Source organism: Paraburkholderia aromaticivorans, from assembly GCF_012689525.1.
GTDB lineage: Bacteria > Pseudomonadota > Gammaproteobacteria > Burkholderiales > Burkholderiaceae > Paraburkholderia > Paraburkholderia aromaticivorans_A.
Genome location: NZ_CP051514.1, coordinates 1763464 through 1782644, shown reverse-complemented (window position 1 = coordinate 1782644; position 19181 = coordinate 1763464). Strand labels below are relative to the sequence as shown.

At 61.0% G+C, this 19181-nt stretch carries 17 protein-coding genes and 1 other annotated feature; of the genes, 8 read left to right on the top strand and 9 right to left on the bottom strand.

The genetic code is table 11. From position 1 onward, the window contains the following. Positions 1 to 248: 248 nt before the first annotated feature. Positions 249 to 707, top strand: a complete 459-nt coding sequence (locus tag HF916_RS08385) for a zinc-finger-containing protein (RefSeq protein WP_168788480.1) — start codon at positions 249 to 251, stop codon at positions 705 to 707. 297 nt (positions 708 to 1004) lie between these two features. Beyond that, a complete protein-coding gene (locus HF916_RS08380; RefSeq protein WP_168788479.1) occupies positions 1005 to 1574 on the top strand; it encodes a hypothetical protein in 570 nt (189 codons plus the stop codon). Between the two features lie 337 nt (positions 1575 to 1911). Further along, positions 1912 to 2050 (top strand) — a sequence feature (23S ribosomal RNA rRNA prediction is too short). An 83-nt stretch (positions 2051 to 2133) separates the two neighbouring features. Here the strand turns inward: HF916_RS08380 and HF916_RS08375 are convergent. Then, positions 2134 to 3309, bottom strand: a complete 1176-nt coding sequence (locus tag HF916_RS08375; protein ID WP_168788478.1) for a porin — start codon at positions 3307 to 3309, stop codon at positions 2134 to 2136. A 264-nt stretch (positions 3310 to 3573) separates the two neighbouring features. On the opposite strand from HF916_RS08375, the gene HF916_RS08370 reads away from it, so the two are divergent. Next, positions 3574 to 3840 (top strand): hypothetical protein, encoded by a 267-nt coding sequence (locus HF916_RS08370; RefSeq protein WP_168788477.1) that lies wholly within the window; start codon positions 3574 to 3576, stop codon positions 3838 to 3840. An 863-nt stretch (positions 3841 to 4703) separates the two neighbouring features. Here HF916_RS08370 and HF916_RS08360 read toward each other — a convergent pair. The 8 genes from HF916_RS08360 to parS form a co-directional block, all read right to left on the bottom strand. Continuing rightward, the gene (locus HF916_RS08360; protein WP_168788475.1) at positions 4704 to 5486 is read right to left on the bottom strand and encodes an ABC transporter ATP-binding protein; all 783 of its coding nucleotides are present in this window, start codon (positions 5484 to 5486) and stop codon (positions 4704 to 4706) included. Then, positions 5483 to 6361, bottom strand: coding sequence for an ABC transporter ATP-binding protein (locus HF916_RS08355; protein ID WP_168788474.1), 879 nt, complete (start codon positions 6359 to 6361; stop codon positions 5483 to 5485). The genes HF916_RS08360 and HF916_RS08355 overlap by 4 nt, the downstream gene beginning before the upstream one ends. A gap of 1 nt (position 6362) precedes the next feature. Continuing rightward, positions 6363 to 7277 (bottom strand): nickel transporter permease, encoded by a 915-nt coding sequence (gene nikC / locus HF916_RS08350; RefSeq protein ID WP_168788473.1) that lies wholly within the window; start codon positions 7275 to 7277, stop codon positions 6363 to 6365. Between the two features lie 64 nt (positions 7278 to 7341). Then, the gene (locus tag HF916_RS08345) at positions 7342 to 8412 is read right to left on the bottom strand and encodes an ABC transporter permease (RefSeq protein WP_168788472.1); all 1071 of its coding nucleotides are present in this window, start codon (positions 8410 to 8412) and stop codon (positions 7342 to 7344) included. A 55-nt stretch (positions 8413 to 8467) separates the two neighbouring features. Continuing rightward, a complete protein-coding gene (locus tag HF916_RS08340; RefSeq protein WP_168788471.1) occupies positions 8468 to 10075 on the bottom strand; it encodes an ABC transporter substrate-binding protein in 1608 nt (535 codons plus the stop codon). Between the two features lie 65 nt (positions 10076 to 10140). After that, positions 10141 to 10704 (bottom strand): D-alanyl-D-alanine dipeptidase, encoded by a 564-nt coding sequence (gene ddpX / locus HF916_RS08335; protein WP_168788470.1) that lies wholly within the window; start codon positions 10702 to 10704, stop codon positions 10141 to 10143. A gap of 72 nt (positions 10705 to 10776) precedes the next feature. Continuing rightward, positions 10777 to 11247, bottom strand: a complete 471-nt coding sequence (locus HF916_RS08330; protein ID WP_168789074.1) for an RES family NAD+ phosphorylase — start codon at positions 11245 to 11247, stop codon at positions 10777 to 10779. Further along, the gene (gene parS / locus HF916_RS08325) at positions 11244 to 11699 is read right to left on the bottom strand and encodes a type II RES/Xre toxin-antitoxin system antitoxin (RefSeq protein WP_168788469.1); all 456 of its coding nucleotides are present in this window, start codon (positions 11697 to 11699) and stop codon (positions 11244 to 11246) included. Before parS ends, HF916_RS08330 begins: the two co-directional genes overlap by 4 nt. 1021 nt (positions 11700 to 12720) lie before the next feature. On the opposite strand from parS, the gene HF916_RS08320 reads away from it, so the two are divergent. The 5 genes from HF916_RS08320 to HF916_RS08300 all read left to right on the top strand — a co-directional run bounded on the left by HF916_RS08320 (position 12721) and on the right by HF916_RS08300 (position 19122). After that, on the top strand, positions 12721 to 13677 hold the full coding sequence (locus tag HF916_RS08320; protein ID WP_168788468.1) for a LysR family transcriptional regulator: 957 nt from the start codon (positions 12721 to 12723) through the stop codon (positions 13675 to 13677). Positions 13678 to 13806: 129 nt separating this feature from the next. After that, positions 13807 to 15135: an MFS transporter gene (locus HF916_RS08315; RefSeq protein WP_168788467.1), complete on the top strand. Its 1329-nt coding sequence runs from the start codon at positions 13807 to 13809 to the stop codon at positions 15133 to 15135. Between the two features lie 131 nt (positions 15136 to 15266). Beyond that, positions 15267 to 16346 (top strand): porin, encoded by a 1080-nt coding sequence (locus HF916_RS08310; protein ID WP_168788466.1) that lies wholly within the window; start codon positions 15267 to 15269, stop codon positions 16344 to 16346. Positions 16347 to 16432: 86 nt separating this feature from the next. Then, positions 16433 to 17860 (top strand): amidase family protein, encoded by a 1428-nt coding sequence (locus HF916_RS08305; RefSeq protein ID WP_168789073.1) that lies wholly within the window; start codon positions 16433 to 16435, stop codon positions 17858 to 17860. A gap of 89 nt (positions 17861 to 17949) precedes the next feature. Then, a complete protein-coding gene (locus tag HF916_RS08300; RefSeq protein WP_168788465.1) occupies positions 17950 to 19122 on the top strand; it encodes a M20 aminoacylase family protein in 1173 nt (390 codons plus the stop codon). Positions 19123 to 19181: the final 59 nt, after the last annotated feature.

Genomic DNA, 19181 nt, shown 5'->3' with positions numbered 1-19181 from the left:
CACCAGCAACATTGGCGCTGCACATTTGCTGGCGCCAACCAATCTCACCCCGATCTTGACTTTCGGGGGAAGTCCTTGCAAAACAGTATCGGTCCGACACGAGACGGTCGTGCCTCCCCGGTCGCTGCCCGGGGCAGGTTGGACCGGGGACGTACCATCTCAATTAGAATGCTCGCGAAAACCGTACTGCTTTCGCGAGCCCCAACTGGCGGATAATGTAATCTGCAATTCAGCCAGAAGGAATACCCGTGCGTGTCGGTCGCCCGATCAAGGCATTACCCCAGCCCTTGTGCGATTATTGCGGCGCTCGCGCCGCGCTCGTGAAATACCGTGAAGCGGAGTACCCCTACCGCGAGGATCACGGCGCGCTATGGGCCTGCACCGCGTGTCAGGCGTGGATTGGTATCCACTCGCGCAGCACCCGGAACGTTCCGCTCGGACGTCTCGCCGACGCCGCCTTGCGCGACGCGAAGGGCCGCCTGCACGACGCGCTCGAGCCGCTTGTCGCTGGCAAGGTCAGACGCGATCGCGTCAACACGTTCGAGGCTCGCGCGAAAGCAATCCGCTGGGTCGCCGGCGAACTCGGCTTTGAGCCTGTTCCGGGATCGATCCACAACCTGTCACTCGACCAGTGCGAACTGGCGATCCGGCATGTCGAAGCGTTCGTCGCGCAGCGCGGCGCTGCTTCGCCGGACAGCAGCGTTTAAGTAACTGGCGGCCCAAGAAATCACCAACGAAACCTGATGCCCAAGACCCTCCCTTTCGCGCACAATCCCAACGCGGCACGCGCGCGACGCACATAACGTCAATACACGGTTAACGATTTCTTCATGTTCTGTCGATGGCACAGGCTCGCGCTTCTGACCACCATGAATCAGGTCAGCGTGAGCGGCGCGGTGCGCCGCCGCTGGCCAGCCTCTGCCTAACGCTTTGTGCCTGTGCATGCGCCTCGACATCACGCACACGCCAGCGAAGCGGCCGCGGTCGATGACAAGGAGATGAACATGAAAAGCAAGCGTTTGACCTGTGCGGCGGCCGTTGCGGCCACCCTTCTGTCGTTGAGCGGTGCGGCGCACGCCAACGGCCCCACCTGTTCCAACGAAACGCTGAGAGGCCCGTATGGATTCAGCGCCCAAGGCGAAATACTCGGCATCATCGGCACGGATGGTGCGGTTCACTACGCGAAGTCGAGGCTGCCGCTCAACGACGTCGCCATCGTCAACTTCGACGGCAACGGCAACTTCACGCGCAACGATGCGGGCAATATCGGCGGCTTGCCGAAAATGGGCGGCGCCTTCAATTCCGTGCAGTTCGGCACCTACAACGTGAATAGCGATTGCACGGGAACGATGACGATCAACTACGGCACGAAAGCGAGTCCCGCAGGCGTCGTGCTCGTAGTGAATATTGTTATCTCTTCGGATGCGACACTGGTGATGGGCCAGATGACCAGTGAGACGGTTCCCTTCGCTGCTGCGCCCCCCACCGTCGATGGCACGTGTGGGAACCCATGCTCCGAAGCGGTGCAAATCAGTTTCGAGGGTAAAAAGGTGCTCGTCTACGGATTCCGTTAGGCGGACGGACGGGACACGGCTTCAGGGGAAAAGCGGCAGCGACATCGGTACGTCGACGCTTGCCGCTTTGGTGCGCAGGCCGCCCGGCGCCCGGCTTTCGCTGGCGCAGCGGCGCGCTCGCCCGCTCGAAGCTGCGGCAGACGCGACCCTTGAAAATGCCGATCTGATCGCATCTGGCTCACGGTCCGTTGAGGGCCGACTGCGATCTTCCCATCGACGCATAGCTCCGGTACCTGAGCGGCAGGTGACATCGTTAGAGTTCGGCCATCTAGAGCCGCTCACCGTGGCTTGCGCATGGACGGTCGAGCGTCAACTACGCGCTCGACAACGGACCGTCGGAGCGCCACACGGCTCGTATAAGACGAACGGAGTGGACAAACACTCTAGCGTACCGGCCGTCGCGCCAGTGGCATCGCCGGCTAGCCAGGTTCGCAAGAGATAACCACTGGAAGCCACGACGCGGGAAACTCGCCTCATCGAGAAAGGGCGCGCGGGCCGACGCTGTTGCGCTGGCCCGTGCACCCGACGCGGGGCCGCGGCGAAAAGTATGAACGGGTCTTTAGAACATCGTGCGAAGTCCGATTGCCACGCCTACCTGATTGGTCCGGCCAATGGTGTTGGTCGGAACGCCCTCGCCGTTGACCCCGCCCGGGTAGTCGGCGGAGAAGGCGCCGGTGCCGCGCGCGAAGTCCGTGATCCCGTAGACTTCCGTGCGCTTCGTGAACGAGTATTCGGCGAGAACAGTAGCCGATTGGTTCACCCCCCTGCCGAGCGTGCCGTCGAGCAGTTCAGCATTGCGCGTCTGCCCGTAGTAGTAGGCGAACGTGAACAGCAGCGCAGGCATGGCGTGCCAGTTCGCACCGACGTAATAGGTGTCGTCGATACGGTTGGGGCTGCCACCCTTCAGTGTCGGCGCGCCAGATTGCTGCATGTAGCTGTCAGTCAAACCAGTCTGGTCCTGCCCCCGCAGCCAGCCGGCCAGGAGGCGGATGTCGTGGGTGACCTGAAACGCGCCGCTGATGTGCAGGAAGTTGGTCTTGGCGCCATTGACTAAGCTGCCGACACTGGTGCCAACCGAAGAGCCAGTCGCAGATGTCGGAACGGAGACCTGCTGGAAGCCTGCGTTGAGCATGGCAGGGCCGTACGTGTACGTCAGTTCCACGGCATAGGTGGCGCCGAGACCGACCGCGCCCGGCTGGTTGCCAAAGCCGTAAAGGGCATTGACATCCAAGCCATCGAAGCTGCCCTTGTACTTGACCGAGTTGTTGACTTCGAGGTAAGGGCCGATGCCGTTATACATCCAGCTGTTTTGCCAATAGTTGCCAACGGTCAGCGGGTCGAAGATATCGCCCAGGGTGTCGTAGGCCGGCGCGTATTGCCTACCGAAAGTCAGCGAGCCCCACGTTTTGTTCGACAGACCCACGAAAGCTTGTCGACTGAACAGTGTGCCGGGGACGTGTAGTTGCCCATTGAAGGCTTCGAAGCCGTTTTCGAGGCGGAAGATTGCGGACCAGCCGTCCCCCAGATCCTCACTGCCCCTCAAGCCCCAGCGGCTGTGGGTTTCCGGGCCGGACGTCATGGCGACCTGATCGTTGCCACCCGGGCCAGCATTCGTCTGATACCGGATGGCTTCATCGACGATGCCGTACAGCGTGACCGAGCTTTGTGCGAATGCCGACGACACCGCAACAGCGAAAAGTGCGCCAGTGGCGTTGGAAATGAGGATTTTTTTCATTAGTAATCCACAGTAATAAGTGATCTGACTGGGAAAATTCTTCCCAGGCTCGAACAATAAGACCGTGAACGGGAGCGTAGCCTGTCATTTCATTGAGGCACAGGTATTTGTTACGGAGTGTTGTTTATTTGCTGTGTCGGGACAGGTATGTGCAAATCGTCTAATAACTATATGTGCAGGCTAACGACCTATCAGTTTAACCTTGATGCGCCGCGCTGCGCTGCTTTGAGCGCGAGGCACTGCCGATGCCGAGGCGGCCAGGGAATGGAGAAGGACTACTTTTTATTGCTGTTTCAGCAGAGCTTTTATATAAAAAACGAATTAATCGACACAATACTTTCGACGACGCGAAGTCCACCGCTCACCGTTTCTGAAAACAAGGAAAATCGGAAAATGGCGGGTTTGACTGAGGCAAGCGACAGGCGCATGCATGCCAAGTGGCGACCCCGGTCCGCAGGGCAGATGCGGGTCGACACCGGTCTTGGTATCCTCGTGGAGGATCGCGCGGTACTGAACGAATCGACGCGATGAAGCGGCTCACGCAGGCGGGGCGAGGCCACGGAAAGCTGAAGAACCTGCCCGACCTCGAGTCGCAGCCGGTCCACATACTGCGGACTGCCGGTCACCACAGGCAGCAGGCGCGCTCGTCAGTGTCATTCCTTCCTCGGCCTCGGTTGTTCTGGCTGCTGCGGGTCACGTCCACGTTGCGTTGGCGCCCGCGTGCACGCATCCGGGGGCGTCACAGAGGTCACGTCGTCGCAGCAGCAAGCATAGACCGGAAACCCGTATGAATTCGTGCGGATTATCGTCGTTGGTCCGTGCAGCGGGCACACCGCGTTCGCGTTCACACCGCCTCCTGAAATTCATGGCTGACCGGTGATATCGTACACGCGGCGCGTCCGTTCGGTAGGGATCAGTGCTCAGATTATATCGACCTGCAGGGTATGCTGGAGCGACAGTGTATAAACGACATCCGTACCTTGCCGCTCTGCCACGAGAACCGGGTAAGCGCCTAGAGTTCCTGCTCGCTCTCATGTCTGCCGGAACAGACGGAGAATGTGGTCTTTTCTACCTGCACCCAATCGCCAGCGACTGTGTTACCAAGGTGTCAAGTTCCGTTTGAGAAGGAGCGGTCCAGAATATCCTGTGCGTCACAACTCGTCGTGTTAAAACGACTGATCATGGCGAGACGATACCGACGGCAAACTCCTGCAACGTGTACGAGCTCGCCGTATCGACCGGGACAGAAGTGATCCTGGTCAGAAAACTGGCTCGACCTCACCACTAAAGTCGGGATCAGACGGGTGGAAATACCGGAAGCTCCTGTCTTGAACCGTCCACAATGCAAGACGACGGACAGGTTCGGTGACAACTCCTCGCCGCTGCGTGAGCGTTTATAACGCCGCGTCGGCTCCAATTGTCTGAACCGGCTTGCGCTGATAGCCCGTGGTCGCGAGCAGCAGGCTGCGCGTATACTCGTGCTCAACCTGTTGCGCGCGAATGGACGCGATATCGCGCTGCTCGACGATTTCGCCATTGCGCATGACCGCGACGCGCGAGCAGAGAAAGCCGACCACCGCCAGGTTGTGGCTCACGAGGATCATCGTCAGATTGCGTTCGCGATGAAGCCGTCGCAGCAGGTTGAGAATCTCGGCCTGCACGGACACATCGAGCGCGGACGTCGGCTCATCGAGCAGCAGCACGCGCGGTTCGACAATCAGTGCCCGTGCGATCGCGACGCGCTGCCGCTGGCCTCCCGATAACTGATGCGGATAGCGGAAGCGATACGCCGGACCCAGGCCGACTTCGCGCAGCGCATCCACGATGCGTTCGTCCTGCCGGTCGATGCCGTTGATGGTCAGCGGCTCGCGCAAGGTCTGATCGACCGTGAAGCGCGGATGCAGTGAGCCGTACGGATCCTGAAAGACCATCTGCACGTCGCGTCGAAAGGAGCGGTTGATCTTCTTTCCAGGCACATGCGAGCCGATCTTCATATGGCCGCCGGCGATGGGCGCAAGTCCGGTCAACGCGCGCAGGATCGTCGACTTGCCGGAACCCGATTCGCCGACCAGCCCGAACACTTCTCCTGCGTCGACATGAAAGCTCGCCTCGCGTACAGCGTCGAAGTAACCGGTCTTGGTCCTGAAGCGGACCGTCAGGGCGTTGACGTCGATCATGCTGACGCTCCTGCCGATTGCGTGAGCCACGCTGCGTCCCGCTTCAGCACGGGCAGTTCATCGGGCGGATTGATGAGCGGTGGATTCGCCGCGAGCAGGCCGCGCGTGTAGGGATGCTGGGCGTGAACGAGATCGCGTGCCGCGCAGGTTTCCACAACGCGACCCGCGTACATCACAACGACTCGGTCGCAGAACGACATCACGAGCGGCAGGTCATGGCTGATGAAAATGAGGCCCGTGCCGTGCTTTTCGATCATTTCGTCGAGAATCCCGAGCACCTGCATCGAGACGAGCACGTCGAGCGCGCTGGTCGGCTCGTCGGCGACGAGGAGTCGCGGGCCGGACGACACCATCATGGCGATCATCACGCGTTGTCCCATGCCGCCCGACAACTCGTGCGGGTAGGCATCGGCGACACGCTCCGGATTGCGGATGTGCACCGCTGCCAGCGCCGCGATGATCTTCTCGCGCATCTCGCGGCGGCCGAGCTTCGGGCCGTGCAGTTCGAACGCTTCGCGCATCTGCTGCGCGACGGTCATCACCGGGTTCAGTGAGTACTTTGGATCCTGCAGGATCATGCCCATCTGCTGGCCGCACAGTTGCCGGCGCTTGCGTGCCGACATCGCCAGCAGATCCTGACCATCGAACTTCATCGCCTTCGCATGGCATTGCGCGGCAGGCGGCAGCAGGCCGAGCAGCGCGCGCCCGGACAGCGATTTGCCCGAACCGGATTCGCCGACGATGCCAAGCCGCTCGCCGCGATGGAGCGTCAGCGACAGGCCGCGTACGGCTTCCGTCAATTTGCCGTCGTGATCGCGAAAGCCGACTCGCAGGTCGTCGATTTCACACAGGGGTTGTGTCATATCGGCTGGCATGTCAGCCTCCATGGTGCGGATCGAAGACGTCTCGCAGACCGTCGCCGAGCAGGTTGAAGGCAAGACTCACCAACAGAATGGCAAAGCCCGGAATGGTGGCCACCCACCACGAATCGAGCAGCACGTTCCGGCCCGACGCGACCATGTAACCCCATTCGGGGCTCGGCGGTTGCGCGCCGAGGCCGAGGAACCCAAGACCCGCGACGGTGAGAATGATGCCAGCCATATCGAGCGTCGCACGCACGATCACCGACGACGAGCACAGCGGCACGATATAGCGCAAGAGGATGCGTATCTGCGACGCACCCTGCAACCGCGCGACGTGAATGAAATCGGCTTGCACGAGCCGCAAGGTCTCCGCCCGCGCGAGGCGTGCATACGACGGCCACGCCGTAATCGAAATCGCGATCACCGCGTTGATGACACCCGGTCCCAGCGCGGCCGCGAACGCGAGCGCCAGCACGATCTTCGGAAACGCGAGGGCCACGTCGGTGATCCGCATCAGCGCGTTATCGACCCAGCCGCCAAAAAAGCCGGAGGTGGTGCCGATCAGGAGGCCGACTGGAACCACGATCACCACGACGAGAATCGCAATCGAAAGCGTGAGCCGCGAGCCGTAGATCAGCCGCGAGAGGATGTCGCGGCCAAGCTGGTCGGTGCCGAACCAGTGCGATGGCGAACCCGGCGGCAGAAGGCGGTCGGAGAGGACTTGCTGCAGGGGATCGTGCGGCGCGATCAGCGGTCCGATTGCCGCGACGATGATCAGCAAGGCGAGAATCACAAAGCCGAACACTGACAGCGGATTTCTCGCAAAGCGTCGCCAGCGCCGATAGGCAAGGCCGAGCGCGGCCTGTTTGCGTGACGCGGGCGTGTCGCTCAGCAGCCAGTCTTTCCATCGTCGGGGCGCGGCATTCATCGGCCAGTCCTGCGTTTGCGTTGATTGATCGAACGGGGGAAGCACGAAAAAAACCTGCGGAACATCAGCGGGCGCGCGGATCGAACACGCGATACAGCGCGTCGGTCAGCAGATTGAGCGCGATGAACGTGACGCCGATCACGAGCGTGCTGCCAAGCACGGCGTTCATATCGGCATTCAGCAGCGCGCCAGTCAGATACGAGCCGATACCGGGCCAGGCGAAGACGATTTCGGTCAGCACCGAGCCTTCGAGCAGATAGCTGTACGTGAGTGCGATGACGGTCAGAAGCGGCACGGCGATATTGCCGAAGGCGTGACGCCAGATCACCCGGCGCTCGGGCAAGCCTTTTGCGCGTGCCGTGGTGATGTACTCCTGGTTCAGCTGCTCGAGCATGAACGAACGCGTCATCCGGCTCAGATAAGCGACCGAGTAGTAGCCGAGAATGGCCGCAGGTAGCGCGATATGGGAGAACGCATTGAAAAACACATCCCATTCGCCCGCGATGAGTGAATCGACCAGCAGGCTGCCCGTATGCGTATCGACCATACCGTCGAATACGGGATCGACGCGCCCCGGGCCGGCTACCCAGTGCAGCTTCGCGTAGAACAACAGCAGTCCCATCAGTCCAAGCCAGAACACCGGCACCGAGCTGCCAACGAGACCGACAAAGCGTGCAACATGATCGATCCAGCGGTTGTGGCGCACGGCGGCGATCACGCCCAGCGGCACCCCTACCAGCACGCCGATGATCGTCGATAGGGTCGCGAGTTCGAGCGTCGCGGGGAACACGCGCTGGATGTCTTCGATGACAGGGTGTGCCGTCAGCAGCGACATGCCGAAGTTGCCATGCAGCACATCGCGCACGTAGATCAGGAACTGCACGGTGAGCGGCTTGTCGAGCCCGAGCTGCAGGCGTGCCGCCGCGTAGGCCGTCGCCGAGGCGCGATCGCCGAGAATCGCCAGCACCGGGTCGATTGGTATCTTGCGGCCGATCACGAACGTGACGGCCAGCAAGCCGGTGAAGGTAATCACGAGCGTGAAGATCCAGCGCACGAGGCGCAAGGTCCAGCGCACGCTGGCGCTTTCAGCCGAAAGCGCGCGCATGCGCTCGCGAGTCGTGAGGGGAGTCGACATGATGGGTTCCTCGGCCGAAGGCGAAGCCAGGACAGTTTCGCCTTCGCCGCATACGTTACTGCTTCTTCAGGTCACGATACGACACGAGGTCGTTGATCGGACCCACTTCGAGCCCCGTCACGCCCGGCCGCGCGGCTACCTGCGAGACCTGTTGGAACATGATCACGAAGGGTGAGTTCGCAAGCATCTGCTTCTGCATCGTCTGGTACAGCTCGGCGCGCCTGGCGGTCGACGATTCGGCGAGCGCCGCGTTGGTTTCCTTCGTCAGATCAGGAATATCCCACGAGTTGCGCCACGCGAGCATCTTGTAGGCCGACTTGTCGGAGTTGTCCGGACTCCAGGCGAAGCCCTGCGCATTGCTGTGCGGGTCGATATAGTCCGCCGACCATTCGCCGATATAGATGTCGTGCGAGCGCGAGCGGTACTTCGCAAGCGTCTGCTTGTTGTCGCCCGGGATGATCTGAACTTTGATGCCGCCCTGGGCGAGATTGGCCTGCACGGCTTCGGCGATTTCGCTGTACGGGTAGCCGTTACGCACGTCCATCGTCACGGAGAAGCCATTCGGAAGCCCGGCTTTTGCCAGCAGCGCCCTGGCCTTGGCGACGTTCTGCTGGTACGGATTCGTGTTCAGCACGCCGAGAAAGCCTTCCGGGAGGAACGTTTCGTGTACCTTGTAGGTGGTCTTCGCGATATTGCTCTGGATGCCGTTATAGTCAATCAGCCACTTCATCGCTTCCTGGACTTCCGGTTTTGCCAGGTTCGGATTCTTGACGTTGAGCCCGAGGTACAGAAGCGTCGCCTGCGGCACGGCGGTCACATGCGCCTTGCCGGACTTTGTCAGTGCGGCGAGATCGTCCGGGCTCAGATTGCGCGCTACATCGACATCGCCGTTCTCGAGCAGCAGGCGCTGGCTCGATGCTTCCGGCACGTGACGCAACACAATGCGCTTCATCGCGAGCGGTAAGCGATAGCCGTCGAAGCGCTGCAGCACGATGCTGTCGTTGGCCGTCCACTTGACGAGCTTGTAGGCGCCAGAGCCCGCCTCGTTCGTGCGCAGCCAGTCGTTGCCGAAGTCATTCGCTTTCTGGTGCGTGAGCAGCAACTGCTTGTCCACCACCGATGCAGGCCACGCGCCGAGCACGTTCAGGACAAACGTCGGGGCGTATTTCTGGTCGGTCGTCACACTGACAGTTGTGTCGTCAGTCTTTTTCACGTTGTTGAGCACGTTGTCCCTGGTCAGACCGATGCCTTGCAGCACGGCGGCCGCACCTTTGTCGAGCAGGACCGTGCGCTGGATCGACCAGGCGACGTCGTCGGCGGTCAACGGATTGCCCGAGTGGAACTTGAGACCCGGACGGATCTTGAACGTGAAGGTCAGGCCGTCGGGGCTGACGGTCCATGATTGCGCGACATCGCCGTTGAACTTCGACGGGTCTTTCAGATCGACTCGCACCAGCCGGTCATAGGTATTCGCCACATATTCTTCTGGCACCAACTCGTAGACTTCGCCGGGATCGAGCGTGGTGAATTCGTCGAGGAACGTCGCCATGACGAACATGTCTTTCGGCGTCGCCGCCGTAGCGGGGCTGGCCGCTGTGAACGACAGAGTCAAGGCGGAGGCGAGCGCTGCCGCCGCCAGTGCATTGCGCAGTACCAGTTTCATACTCGCTCCATGAGGGAATGGGGTAGAGCCTGTCAGGGACCAACGGATGGGAAAATCGAAAGCCACTACATGAGACGTAACGGACCGCTTTCACTGTTATCGATCAGAGGCAGAGCACGGGAGCGTGGCAGCTCGTAATGCCACCATTCGTTCTTGATGTGCGCGAAGCCCGCGGCGTGCATGATGCCGAACAGTAACAGGCGGTTGCGCTGCACGTGCTCGGGTAGGCCCGGATGGAAGTGCTCGGATTGGATCGTCATGGCGTCGAAGCCCGTGCCCATGTCGAGTTCGTTGCCGCCGGCATCGAGCAGCGTCAGGTCGATCGCCGTGCCGCGGCTATGGTTCGAACCACGGCCAAGCTCAGCGACGTAGGTGGGGTCGGGCAGGAAATCCCACAGCACCTGCTGCGCCTGGGGCGGACGGTAGGCATCGAAAATCCGCAGCGTCAGGCCGGCGTCGCGGGCAATCGTCACTGCCTTCCGCAAACCGGCTTCGGCCGGTTCGAGCAGCAGGCAGTGGGCCTCCTTGTAGATGGGCTTGCCGGTCAGGTTGCGCTCGGTGGCATAGACGAGGTCGATGTCGACGCCATGCGTGGCGGGCGTGATTTCGATGAGTCGCGGTTCTGTCATGGAGGGCGCGGTGGAATTTCGAATGAGAGGTTTCAGCGATCGAACTGGTAAATTCGCCTTGCAGATTCGCAGCTATGGCCGCGTCAAAAGCCCGAGGATGCGCGGATCCTGGCGCACCTCAATGGCCATGGTGATTTCAATGCGTAACGCATCTTGGTGGGCGGGATTGAGAATGAAGTTAAAGGCAAAAGGCATCACGGCACTGGGCACCTTGAGAAGGGCAGAAGTCGCATGCGCGAGCCACTCCGTCCCGGCGGCCTGGGTCCAAGCCTGGTCGTCGCGCCAATCGGGCGGAAAACCACCCTCTTCCATTTCGGCGATCGTAATGCCGTCGTCGACCTCAACCTTCAGCAGCTGATAGGTATCGGGGAGATCCGCGGTACCGCTGATTTCCTGATGCACGAGCGTTTCCAGAAGGGCGCCAGCAGGGTGCTCTGCCAGATAGACCACAGGTTGCCCTGCAAAATGCCATCTCCCGGGTGCGCGAAGGCCGCCAATTCCTTTCAGATCGGCAAAGTTGCTGATTCTCCATAAGACCATCAGGCGAAGTATCCTTCGTCGATCTGGATCAATGCGTCTTCAACCAGACGCGCCCCGTGTTCGGTGCTGGCCATCTCAAGGGCACTGCGGCCTGTGAAGCGCTTCTGCGGGTTTCGCAGCCAGTGCATCGCTTTTGCAGTGTTTCCGAAGACCGCCGCCGCCTGTGCCAGGATGCGCGCCAGACGAATCGCCCGGTCGGATTCGTCGGTTGAGAGACGTTCGTGCTGCTGACGCCTATGAGTTAGGGTGCGACGTGGGATGATGAATGCGAGTTCATCCGCCTTCAGTCCCTGAGCCGTCAAGCGGTCGATCACTTCAACGGCCACGCGCTCGCTAGCCAACTCGGCGAGATCGGTCTCGTTGCGAATGCGCGCGTCAAGCAACTGCCCGAGCATCGTCAGTTCCGCCCGGCGCGGATTGCCGGCTCCGGTGGGCACGAAGGCAATTGTGGTCATGACAGCTCCGTTTCGGCAAAATGCTCACTCATTATAGGCATTTTGCCGAAGTTGCGCTTGGCGGATAGTGGCATCCGACTGATCTAGTCCGGCCATCGGGGTGTCGTTGCCGTCGGCTTGCATGGTTTTTATTCCCACGCGTGGCCAATTCGAAGTGCGGCTGGCAGGGCGTCGAGAACATGCTTCCTTCAGGAGGTTTGCAGAAAGCTGTTCCCAAGGGCAACCTACGAGGTGATTTTGCACCTTTTCAGCCAGGCTCCTAGTGCAACGCTGAATGAATTCCGATGATAGCGCCCGATGCGGGTGCCGGTGTAATGCGGGAGAAGTAAGGCCTTGGTTAACAAGTGACGCCTCCTTCAGGTCTGAAGACGACGAAAAAGAAGAGAAGCGAGTCGAACGCACTGTATATCCGCCGATTTCGTTGGATAAAACATGACAAATTCGGAATTGCGTCTCACGTGGGATTCAGAGTGTCCCGCGCCTTACGAATCGATGTGGAGCTTGGCAGCGAAAGTGCAGGCACTCAATTTTTTGCGAGAAAGCGAAATGCGAGCCTTGTTGTTGCCGACAGAGCCTGCTGACTGCCTTGTGCCCGGTGACCTTCATGGCAAGAGCAAGGGGACAGCAAGCGGCAAAAGAAGTCAACGAAAGCGACCAAGCCGATGCGCGCACAGACGTGGGTATCGGAGTGCAGCGGTCATTGCACACCACCGACCAAGGGCGAGTCATCGGCCTTTGCCGACATTGGGACGGGCTGCGTTCTACGTCAGGAATGCGACGGGTTGCTGACGGTGGCGGCATCCAGCAGCCGGATGACAGCTTCCTGCATTAGCGAACTCACACTCCCGACCCGCTGCCTTCGTCTGAACCAAATCTGTGACTGACCGCTGTCCGATGTGAAAGCGACCGTCATCAGTCGTCACATGGGGCATCGCCAGTCCCCCCGCTCGTACCTGGGTCATTGACGCTCGGTTCCCGCTATCATCCTGCGTACGATACCGTTACCAAGCGAAGCCGTTCGATGAAGATTCAGCATTTGCGATGCTTTGCTTACGTTGCAGAAAAAGGCAGCATGCGCGCGGCGGCCGAAGAACTCGGACTGTCCGCTACAGCCGTTAGCCTCGCCCTCCGCGAACTGGAGCGACACACGGGTGCTCCACTCTTTACCCGCCAGCCGCAGGGCGTGGCGCTAACTTATGCTGGCCGCAGGCTGCTGGCCCACGCGCGGTTGATCCTCGCGCAGATCGATCGCGCGGAAGAAGAGATCGAGCAGATTCGTGGCCTGAAAGGCGGGGCCGTGACGGTCGGCGTCACGCCCTGGATAACGCAGACCATCTTGCCGCGAGCACTCGCCGATTTCCAACGCCTGCGCGCCGATGTGCGCCTCGATTTCACAGAGGCAATCGGCACCTCGCATGCCGGTCTGCGAGACGGGACGCTTGATTTTTCGATCGGCCTCGCGCCGCCCAAAGCCCAGAGCGCCAACTTCATTTCACGCGACCTGTTTTCCTGTGGGTTGGCGGTCGTCGGACGCATTGGTCACCCGTTTTCCAGTTGCACTTCGCTTCGGGACCTCGCGGATCAGAGCTGGGTCATGACGATGCGCGAAGACATGCACGAGCAGAGGCACAGCAACATGCTGGCACGTCATGGTCTCGCGCTAAAGCCCGACCAGGTGCACTACGCGCGCTCCACGCTGGTTTCGATTGCGATGATGGAAGGCAGCGACATGCTGACCGTCTGCCCGTGGCCGCTGGTTGAATCGCCGCTGTTACGCATGCGGATGGCCGCGTTGCCCATCCAGGACGAACTACCCGAGATGACAACCAGCCTTGTCATGCGACGCGGAGATACCCCAAGCGCCACAGCGCAACTGATGGTGGAATGCTTTATCGAAGCCGGCAAAGCCTGCCGTGATAGCACCGAGCCAGCCATTCGCCGGATGATGACGTCAGTCGAATTTGTCGAACCCGACTGAACGGCGGCGCCGACGTGTAAAGTAAAACATTACACCAAATTGTTTCGTTGGCTATGACCGCCCGCCCGGTCACTCTACGATCGTGACACTGGTTCCTGAATGAACCGAATTTTCTGTCACGAGGCGCCAATGGCAACGCAAGAGATATCTCCAGCACTGACCATCGCACCGGGCGCTCGCCGCCGTGCGATCGTTTCATCGGTAATCGGCAATGGGCTGGAATGGTTCGATTTCGGCATCTTCAGCAGTTTCTCGATCATCATTTCGAGGCTGATGTTCCCGCCGCAAAGCGGTCCGGCGATGCTGATGGTCGCGTTCGCAACATTCGGGATCGCGTTTGTGGTCCGGCCTTTTGGGGGCGTGCTGCTGGGCATGTACGCTGACCGCGCGGGCCGCAAGGCCGCGCTGTCAGCAATCATCATGATGATGTCGGCGGGCACGCTGCTAATCGGCCTCACGCCGACTTACGCGACTATCGGAATCGCTGCGTCGGCTCTGATCGTGTTTGCACGCATGCTGCAGGGTTTTTCGGCTGGGGGCGAATTCGCCAGCGCCACCGCGATGCTGCTCGAATATTCCCCACTGGGACAGCGCAATCTGATTGGCAGCTTCCAGGCGTGTTCGCAGGCGTTGTCATTCGCTCTTGGCGGCGCCGTCGCCTATCTGTTACTGCACAATCTGACGACCACATCGCTGCACGAGTGGGGCTGGCGTCTGCCGTTCCTGTTCGGCTCGCTGATCGGCCCAATTGGCTACTACATCCGCTCGCGCGTCGATGAGTCGCCAGAATTCGCTGCGTTCATCAAGCAGAAGCGACATACACCACGCGACCGACTATCGTTAGTCGGCATCGTGCGATGCTATCCCCGGCAAATGCTCGGGACCCTGGGCATTGTCGCGGTCTGCACCGCTTCGTCGTATGTCGGACTCATCTACATTCCGCTGTTTGCCAGCGGACAACTCGGCATCGACGCGGGCACGGGCCAACTTGGCATGCTCGTCGGTGCACTCGTGCTGCTTGTGATGTGTCCCATCACCGGTTACCTCGCCGACCGATATGGCCGCCGCCGGGTGATGGTACCCGGGATGCTGCTTTACGGCGTGCTCGCCTACCCATTGCTCGCGTCGCTGATTCACACACCGGGCGGATCCAGCCTGATCCGCTTCGAACTGATTTCGGCGTTTCTCATGAGCTTCTTCTGGGGACCGTCAGCGGCAGCACTCGCTGAAGCCTTTCCAGTGCAAATCCGCTCGACCGGCATGGCGATCGTCTACAACCTCGGCGCGATGTGTTTCGGCGGTCTTGCGCCGTTGATCAACACCTGGCTCACAAGGGTTACGGGTGACCGGCTCGCTCCCGCCTGGTACATCGCCGCGAGCGTCGTCCTGGGAATTACCGGTGTGTTGGTGATGACCCAGCGCGAATCACTTGCGCAGCACTCCCGCCAGCACGCCTGAGCGACAGACACCCCCCGGTTTTTTGACTACACCCGTTTCGCAATGAAGGTTGCCGGCCCAAAGCCGGCCGACCGGCTCGGCTTCGTGCCGACGATTGCGCCAGCTCGCATCAACAACACTGGAGACAATTCTTGAAGCGCCTTATTGCAGCGACGTTAGTGCTACCTGTCTTATGCCCGACCGCCTGGGCTCAATCTTCAGTGACGCTGTTCGGCAGTATCGACAACGGGCTGACCTACGTGAACAACTACGGCGGCCACTCGCTAGTGAAGATGCAGGACGGCATCAACAAATCGAATTCGCTCGGCTTTAGCGGTTCGGAAGACCTCGGCGGCGGGTTGCGCACATTCTTCAAGCTCGAAAACGGCTTCTCGGCGAACACTGGCGCGCTCGGCCAGGGTGGCCTGATGTTTGGCAAGCAGGCTTACGTGGGCATCGGTGACCGATCGATCGGGGAGCTAGCGATGGGTCGCCAGTACGACTACACGGTGCTGCTGGAACACTATCTGCCGTGTCTGAACTGCGGACTGTTCGGCGTACAGAACGCGGACCTGGATCGTGTGTCCGGCGAACGCCTGAACAACGCGGTGCAATTCAAGAGTGCGACGTTCGGAGGCTTCACGGGTGGCGTGATGTACGCATTCGGGCAGAACTCGGGCAACCTGTCGACCAATCTCGGCCGCGCGATCAGCGCAAACGTCCAGTACGCATACGATGGATTTTCCGCTGGCGCGGTGCTGACCGACATCAACCAGGCGCCCGTCTTTGCAGGTCTGACGGGCGCAGCGACGGTGCTGGGCCGAGCCGTCACACCGACCACCACGCTGGTCGTCGACAACCAGCGCATCCTCGGCATCGGCGCGAACTACGCATACGGAGCGTGGAGTGCCGCTGCGCTTTACACGAACACTCATCTGAAACTCGCCGGCCGCACCGCGACCGACCAGGTGCTGCATCTGGGCGGCGACTGGCATGTCCGGCCCGACGTGGTTTTTGCGGGCAAGGTGTCGTTCGACCGCTTCGAGGCGTCGCGCTGGTACACGGCAACCGTGGGTTTTGACTACCTGCTCTCCAAGCGTACCGACGTGTACATCGATCTCGACGCGCAAAAGGCGAGCGGTCCGGGCACGGTCGCATCGATCGCGCTGACTGCGCCGTCTTCGACCGACCATCAGTTCGTGTCGCGCGTGGGCATCCGTCATCTGTTTTAAGGCGCTGCCGGCGCGCGTTTGCCGGTATGCCCGACGTCAGATGACGGCGGGCATATGTCTTTTTCGAGGATCTCAAGATGGGAAGCATGCAATCCGGAATCGCAGAAACCACCCTGCCGACCGACCTCTGGCGCTGGGACGCGTGGCAGATCGCGCAGGCAATCGCCCGCGGCACGATCTCAAGCCGCGAGGCGGTAACAAGTTGTCTCGCGCGCATCGACGCAGAAAATCCACGCATCAACGCGCTGACGCACATCAATCGCGATTCAGCCTTGCTCGCCGCCGATCAGGCCGATGCACAACGCGCTGCCGGTGCAACGCTGGGCACGCTGCATGGCGTACCGATCACCGTAAAGTGCAATGTTGACGTAACAGGCGAACCGACGACGCATGGCGTCGTCGCCAAACGTGACCTGCTTGCGCAGACGCACAGTCCGGTCGTTGCAAATCTGCTGAATGCGGGCGCGGTGATCGTTGGACGAACGAACACGCCGGCATTCTCGATGCGTTGGTTCACCGAGAACGCTCTGCACGGTCGCACGCTGAACCCGTGGCGTGACGACATCACGCCAGGCGGCTCATCGGGTGGCGCCTCGGCGGCAGTGGCCGCTGGCATGTGTCCCATGGCACACGGCAACGATCTGGCCGGTTCGGTGCGCTATCCCGCCTACGCGTGCGGCGTCGTGGGGCTGCGTCCGACCGCCGGCCGCATTCCGTCGTTCACGCCAAGTTCCGGCGAACTGCGAACGTTCGCCGCTCAATGTTTTGCCGTTCAAGGTCCGATAGCCAGGTCGGTGCAGGATCTGCGCATCAGCCTCGCGGCGATGTCCGTCGCAGACGGCCGCGATCCGAACTGGGTGCCCGCACCGCTTGCCGGCCCGGCTATCACCGGTCCCATCAAGGTCGCGCTCGTCGACGAAATCGACGGCCTGCCTATCGACCCAAAGGTGTACGAAGCGTTGCAGCAGTCCGCACGCTGGCTGACGGAGGCCGGCTATGTGGTCGAACGCGTAGCCCCGCCCGAGATGCGTGAAGGCTTCGACATCTGGATGACAATCGCGATGACTGAGATATCGACAGGCTTCGCAGATGCCATCGACACATACGGGGACGATGGCGCGCGGCAGGCCCTGCGCGGCATGCTGGCCCGGTTCGGCACCGACACCTCGCTTGAAACCTATGTGCAAGGCCTGGCGCGGCGTGATCGGCTGCGTCGCAAATGGAATGCGTTCTTCGAGCAGTATCCGGTCGTCCTCATGCCGACGTCGCTCGACACGCCGTTTCGCTGGGGTCTGGATCAGGAAGGTGACGACACGATGTCCCGCATTCTCGATGCGCAGTTACCACTCAAGCTCGTTGCGGCACTGAATTTCCCTGGCGTGAGTGTGCCGACAGGCGTACACGATGGCGTGCCCGTCGGCGTGCAACTTGTCGCGGGCGCGTTCCGCGAAGACCTCTGCCTCGCCGCTGGCGAGGCAATCGAGCAACGCGCGCAGATGCCGTTCGCTTTCTGATTTCCCGGGCAGCGTTTGTTGGGCGTGCGGCCGGTTGCGGACGCCTGGCATCGCTGTCGATTTGACCTCACCCGACCCGATCTGTTCACATGACTCATCCACTTATCGAGGCGCTGCGCGAACAGGCCTCACAGTTCATTGCACTGCGCCGCGATCTGCATCGTCACCCTGAGTTGGGTCTCGCCGAAACTCGTACGTCCGATCTGATCGCAGGACAGTTGACCCGCTACGGCTACCATGTCACACGCGGCATTGCACAGACGGGCCTCGTTGCCACCCTAAAACGCGGTGACGGGCATAAGCGTCTCGGGCTGCGTGCCGATCTCGACGCGCTGCCAATTCACGAGGCCACCGGCATGCCCTGGCAAAGCGTGAACGATGGAGTGATGCACGCATGTGGCCACGACGGTCACACCGCCATGCTGATGGCCGCCGCACATTATCTTGCCAAAGAAGGCCGATTTTCCGGGACGCTGCACTTGATATTCCAGCCCGCCGAGGAGCATCCCGGCGGTGCCAGAATCATGATCGAAGAAGGGCTATTCGATCGATTCCCATGCGACGCCGTGTTCGCGATGCATAACATGCCCGGCATTACGCAAGGGCATCTGGTATTTCGGGAAGGTCCCACGATGGCATCGAGCGACGACGTCACGATCATCCTCACGGGTCGCGGCGGACACGGCGCGATGCCGCATCGCGCATCGGACCCGATTGTCGCCGCGTCCAGCATCGTGATGGCGTTGCAGACCATCGTGTCGCGCAACGTCGACCCGCAAGAGACGGCGGTCATCACCGTCGGCGCATTGAACGCAGGCAAAGCCAACAATGTGATCCCCGACAGCGCACAACTCGAGCTAAGTGTGCGGGCACTCGATCGCGGTGTGCGCGATCTGCTGGAAACGCGGATATGCGCTCTCGTCAGCGCACAAGCCGGGAGCTTCGGTGTAGACGCCGAAGTGCGCTATAAGCGCGACTATCCGGTACTCGTCAATTCGGCCGACGAAACCGCCTTCGCGCGAAACGTCGGGATCGAACTACTGGGCACGGAACACATCACGCCGCAAGGCCCAGCACTGACGGGCAGTGAAGACTTCGCGGTCATGCTGGAACATCGCCCCGGCAGCTATCTTCTGATTGGCAATGGTGCGGGCGACGGTGGCTGCATGGTCCATAACCCCGGCTATGACTTTAACGATGATAACGTCGCCATCGGCGGCGCCTATTGGGCACTGCTTGCCGAACGTTATCTGAACAACTGAGCGACTGAGGAAAGACGGTGCGCACCTGGGTGGTGTTCACCCGCGCACCCTGAAAAGCT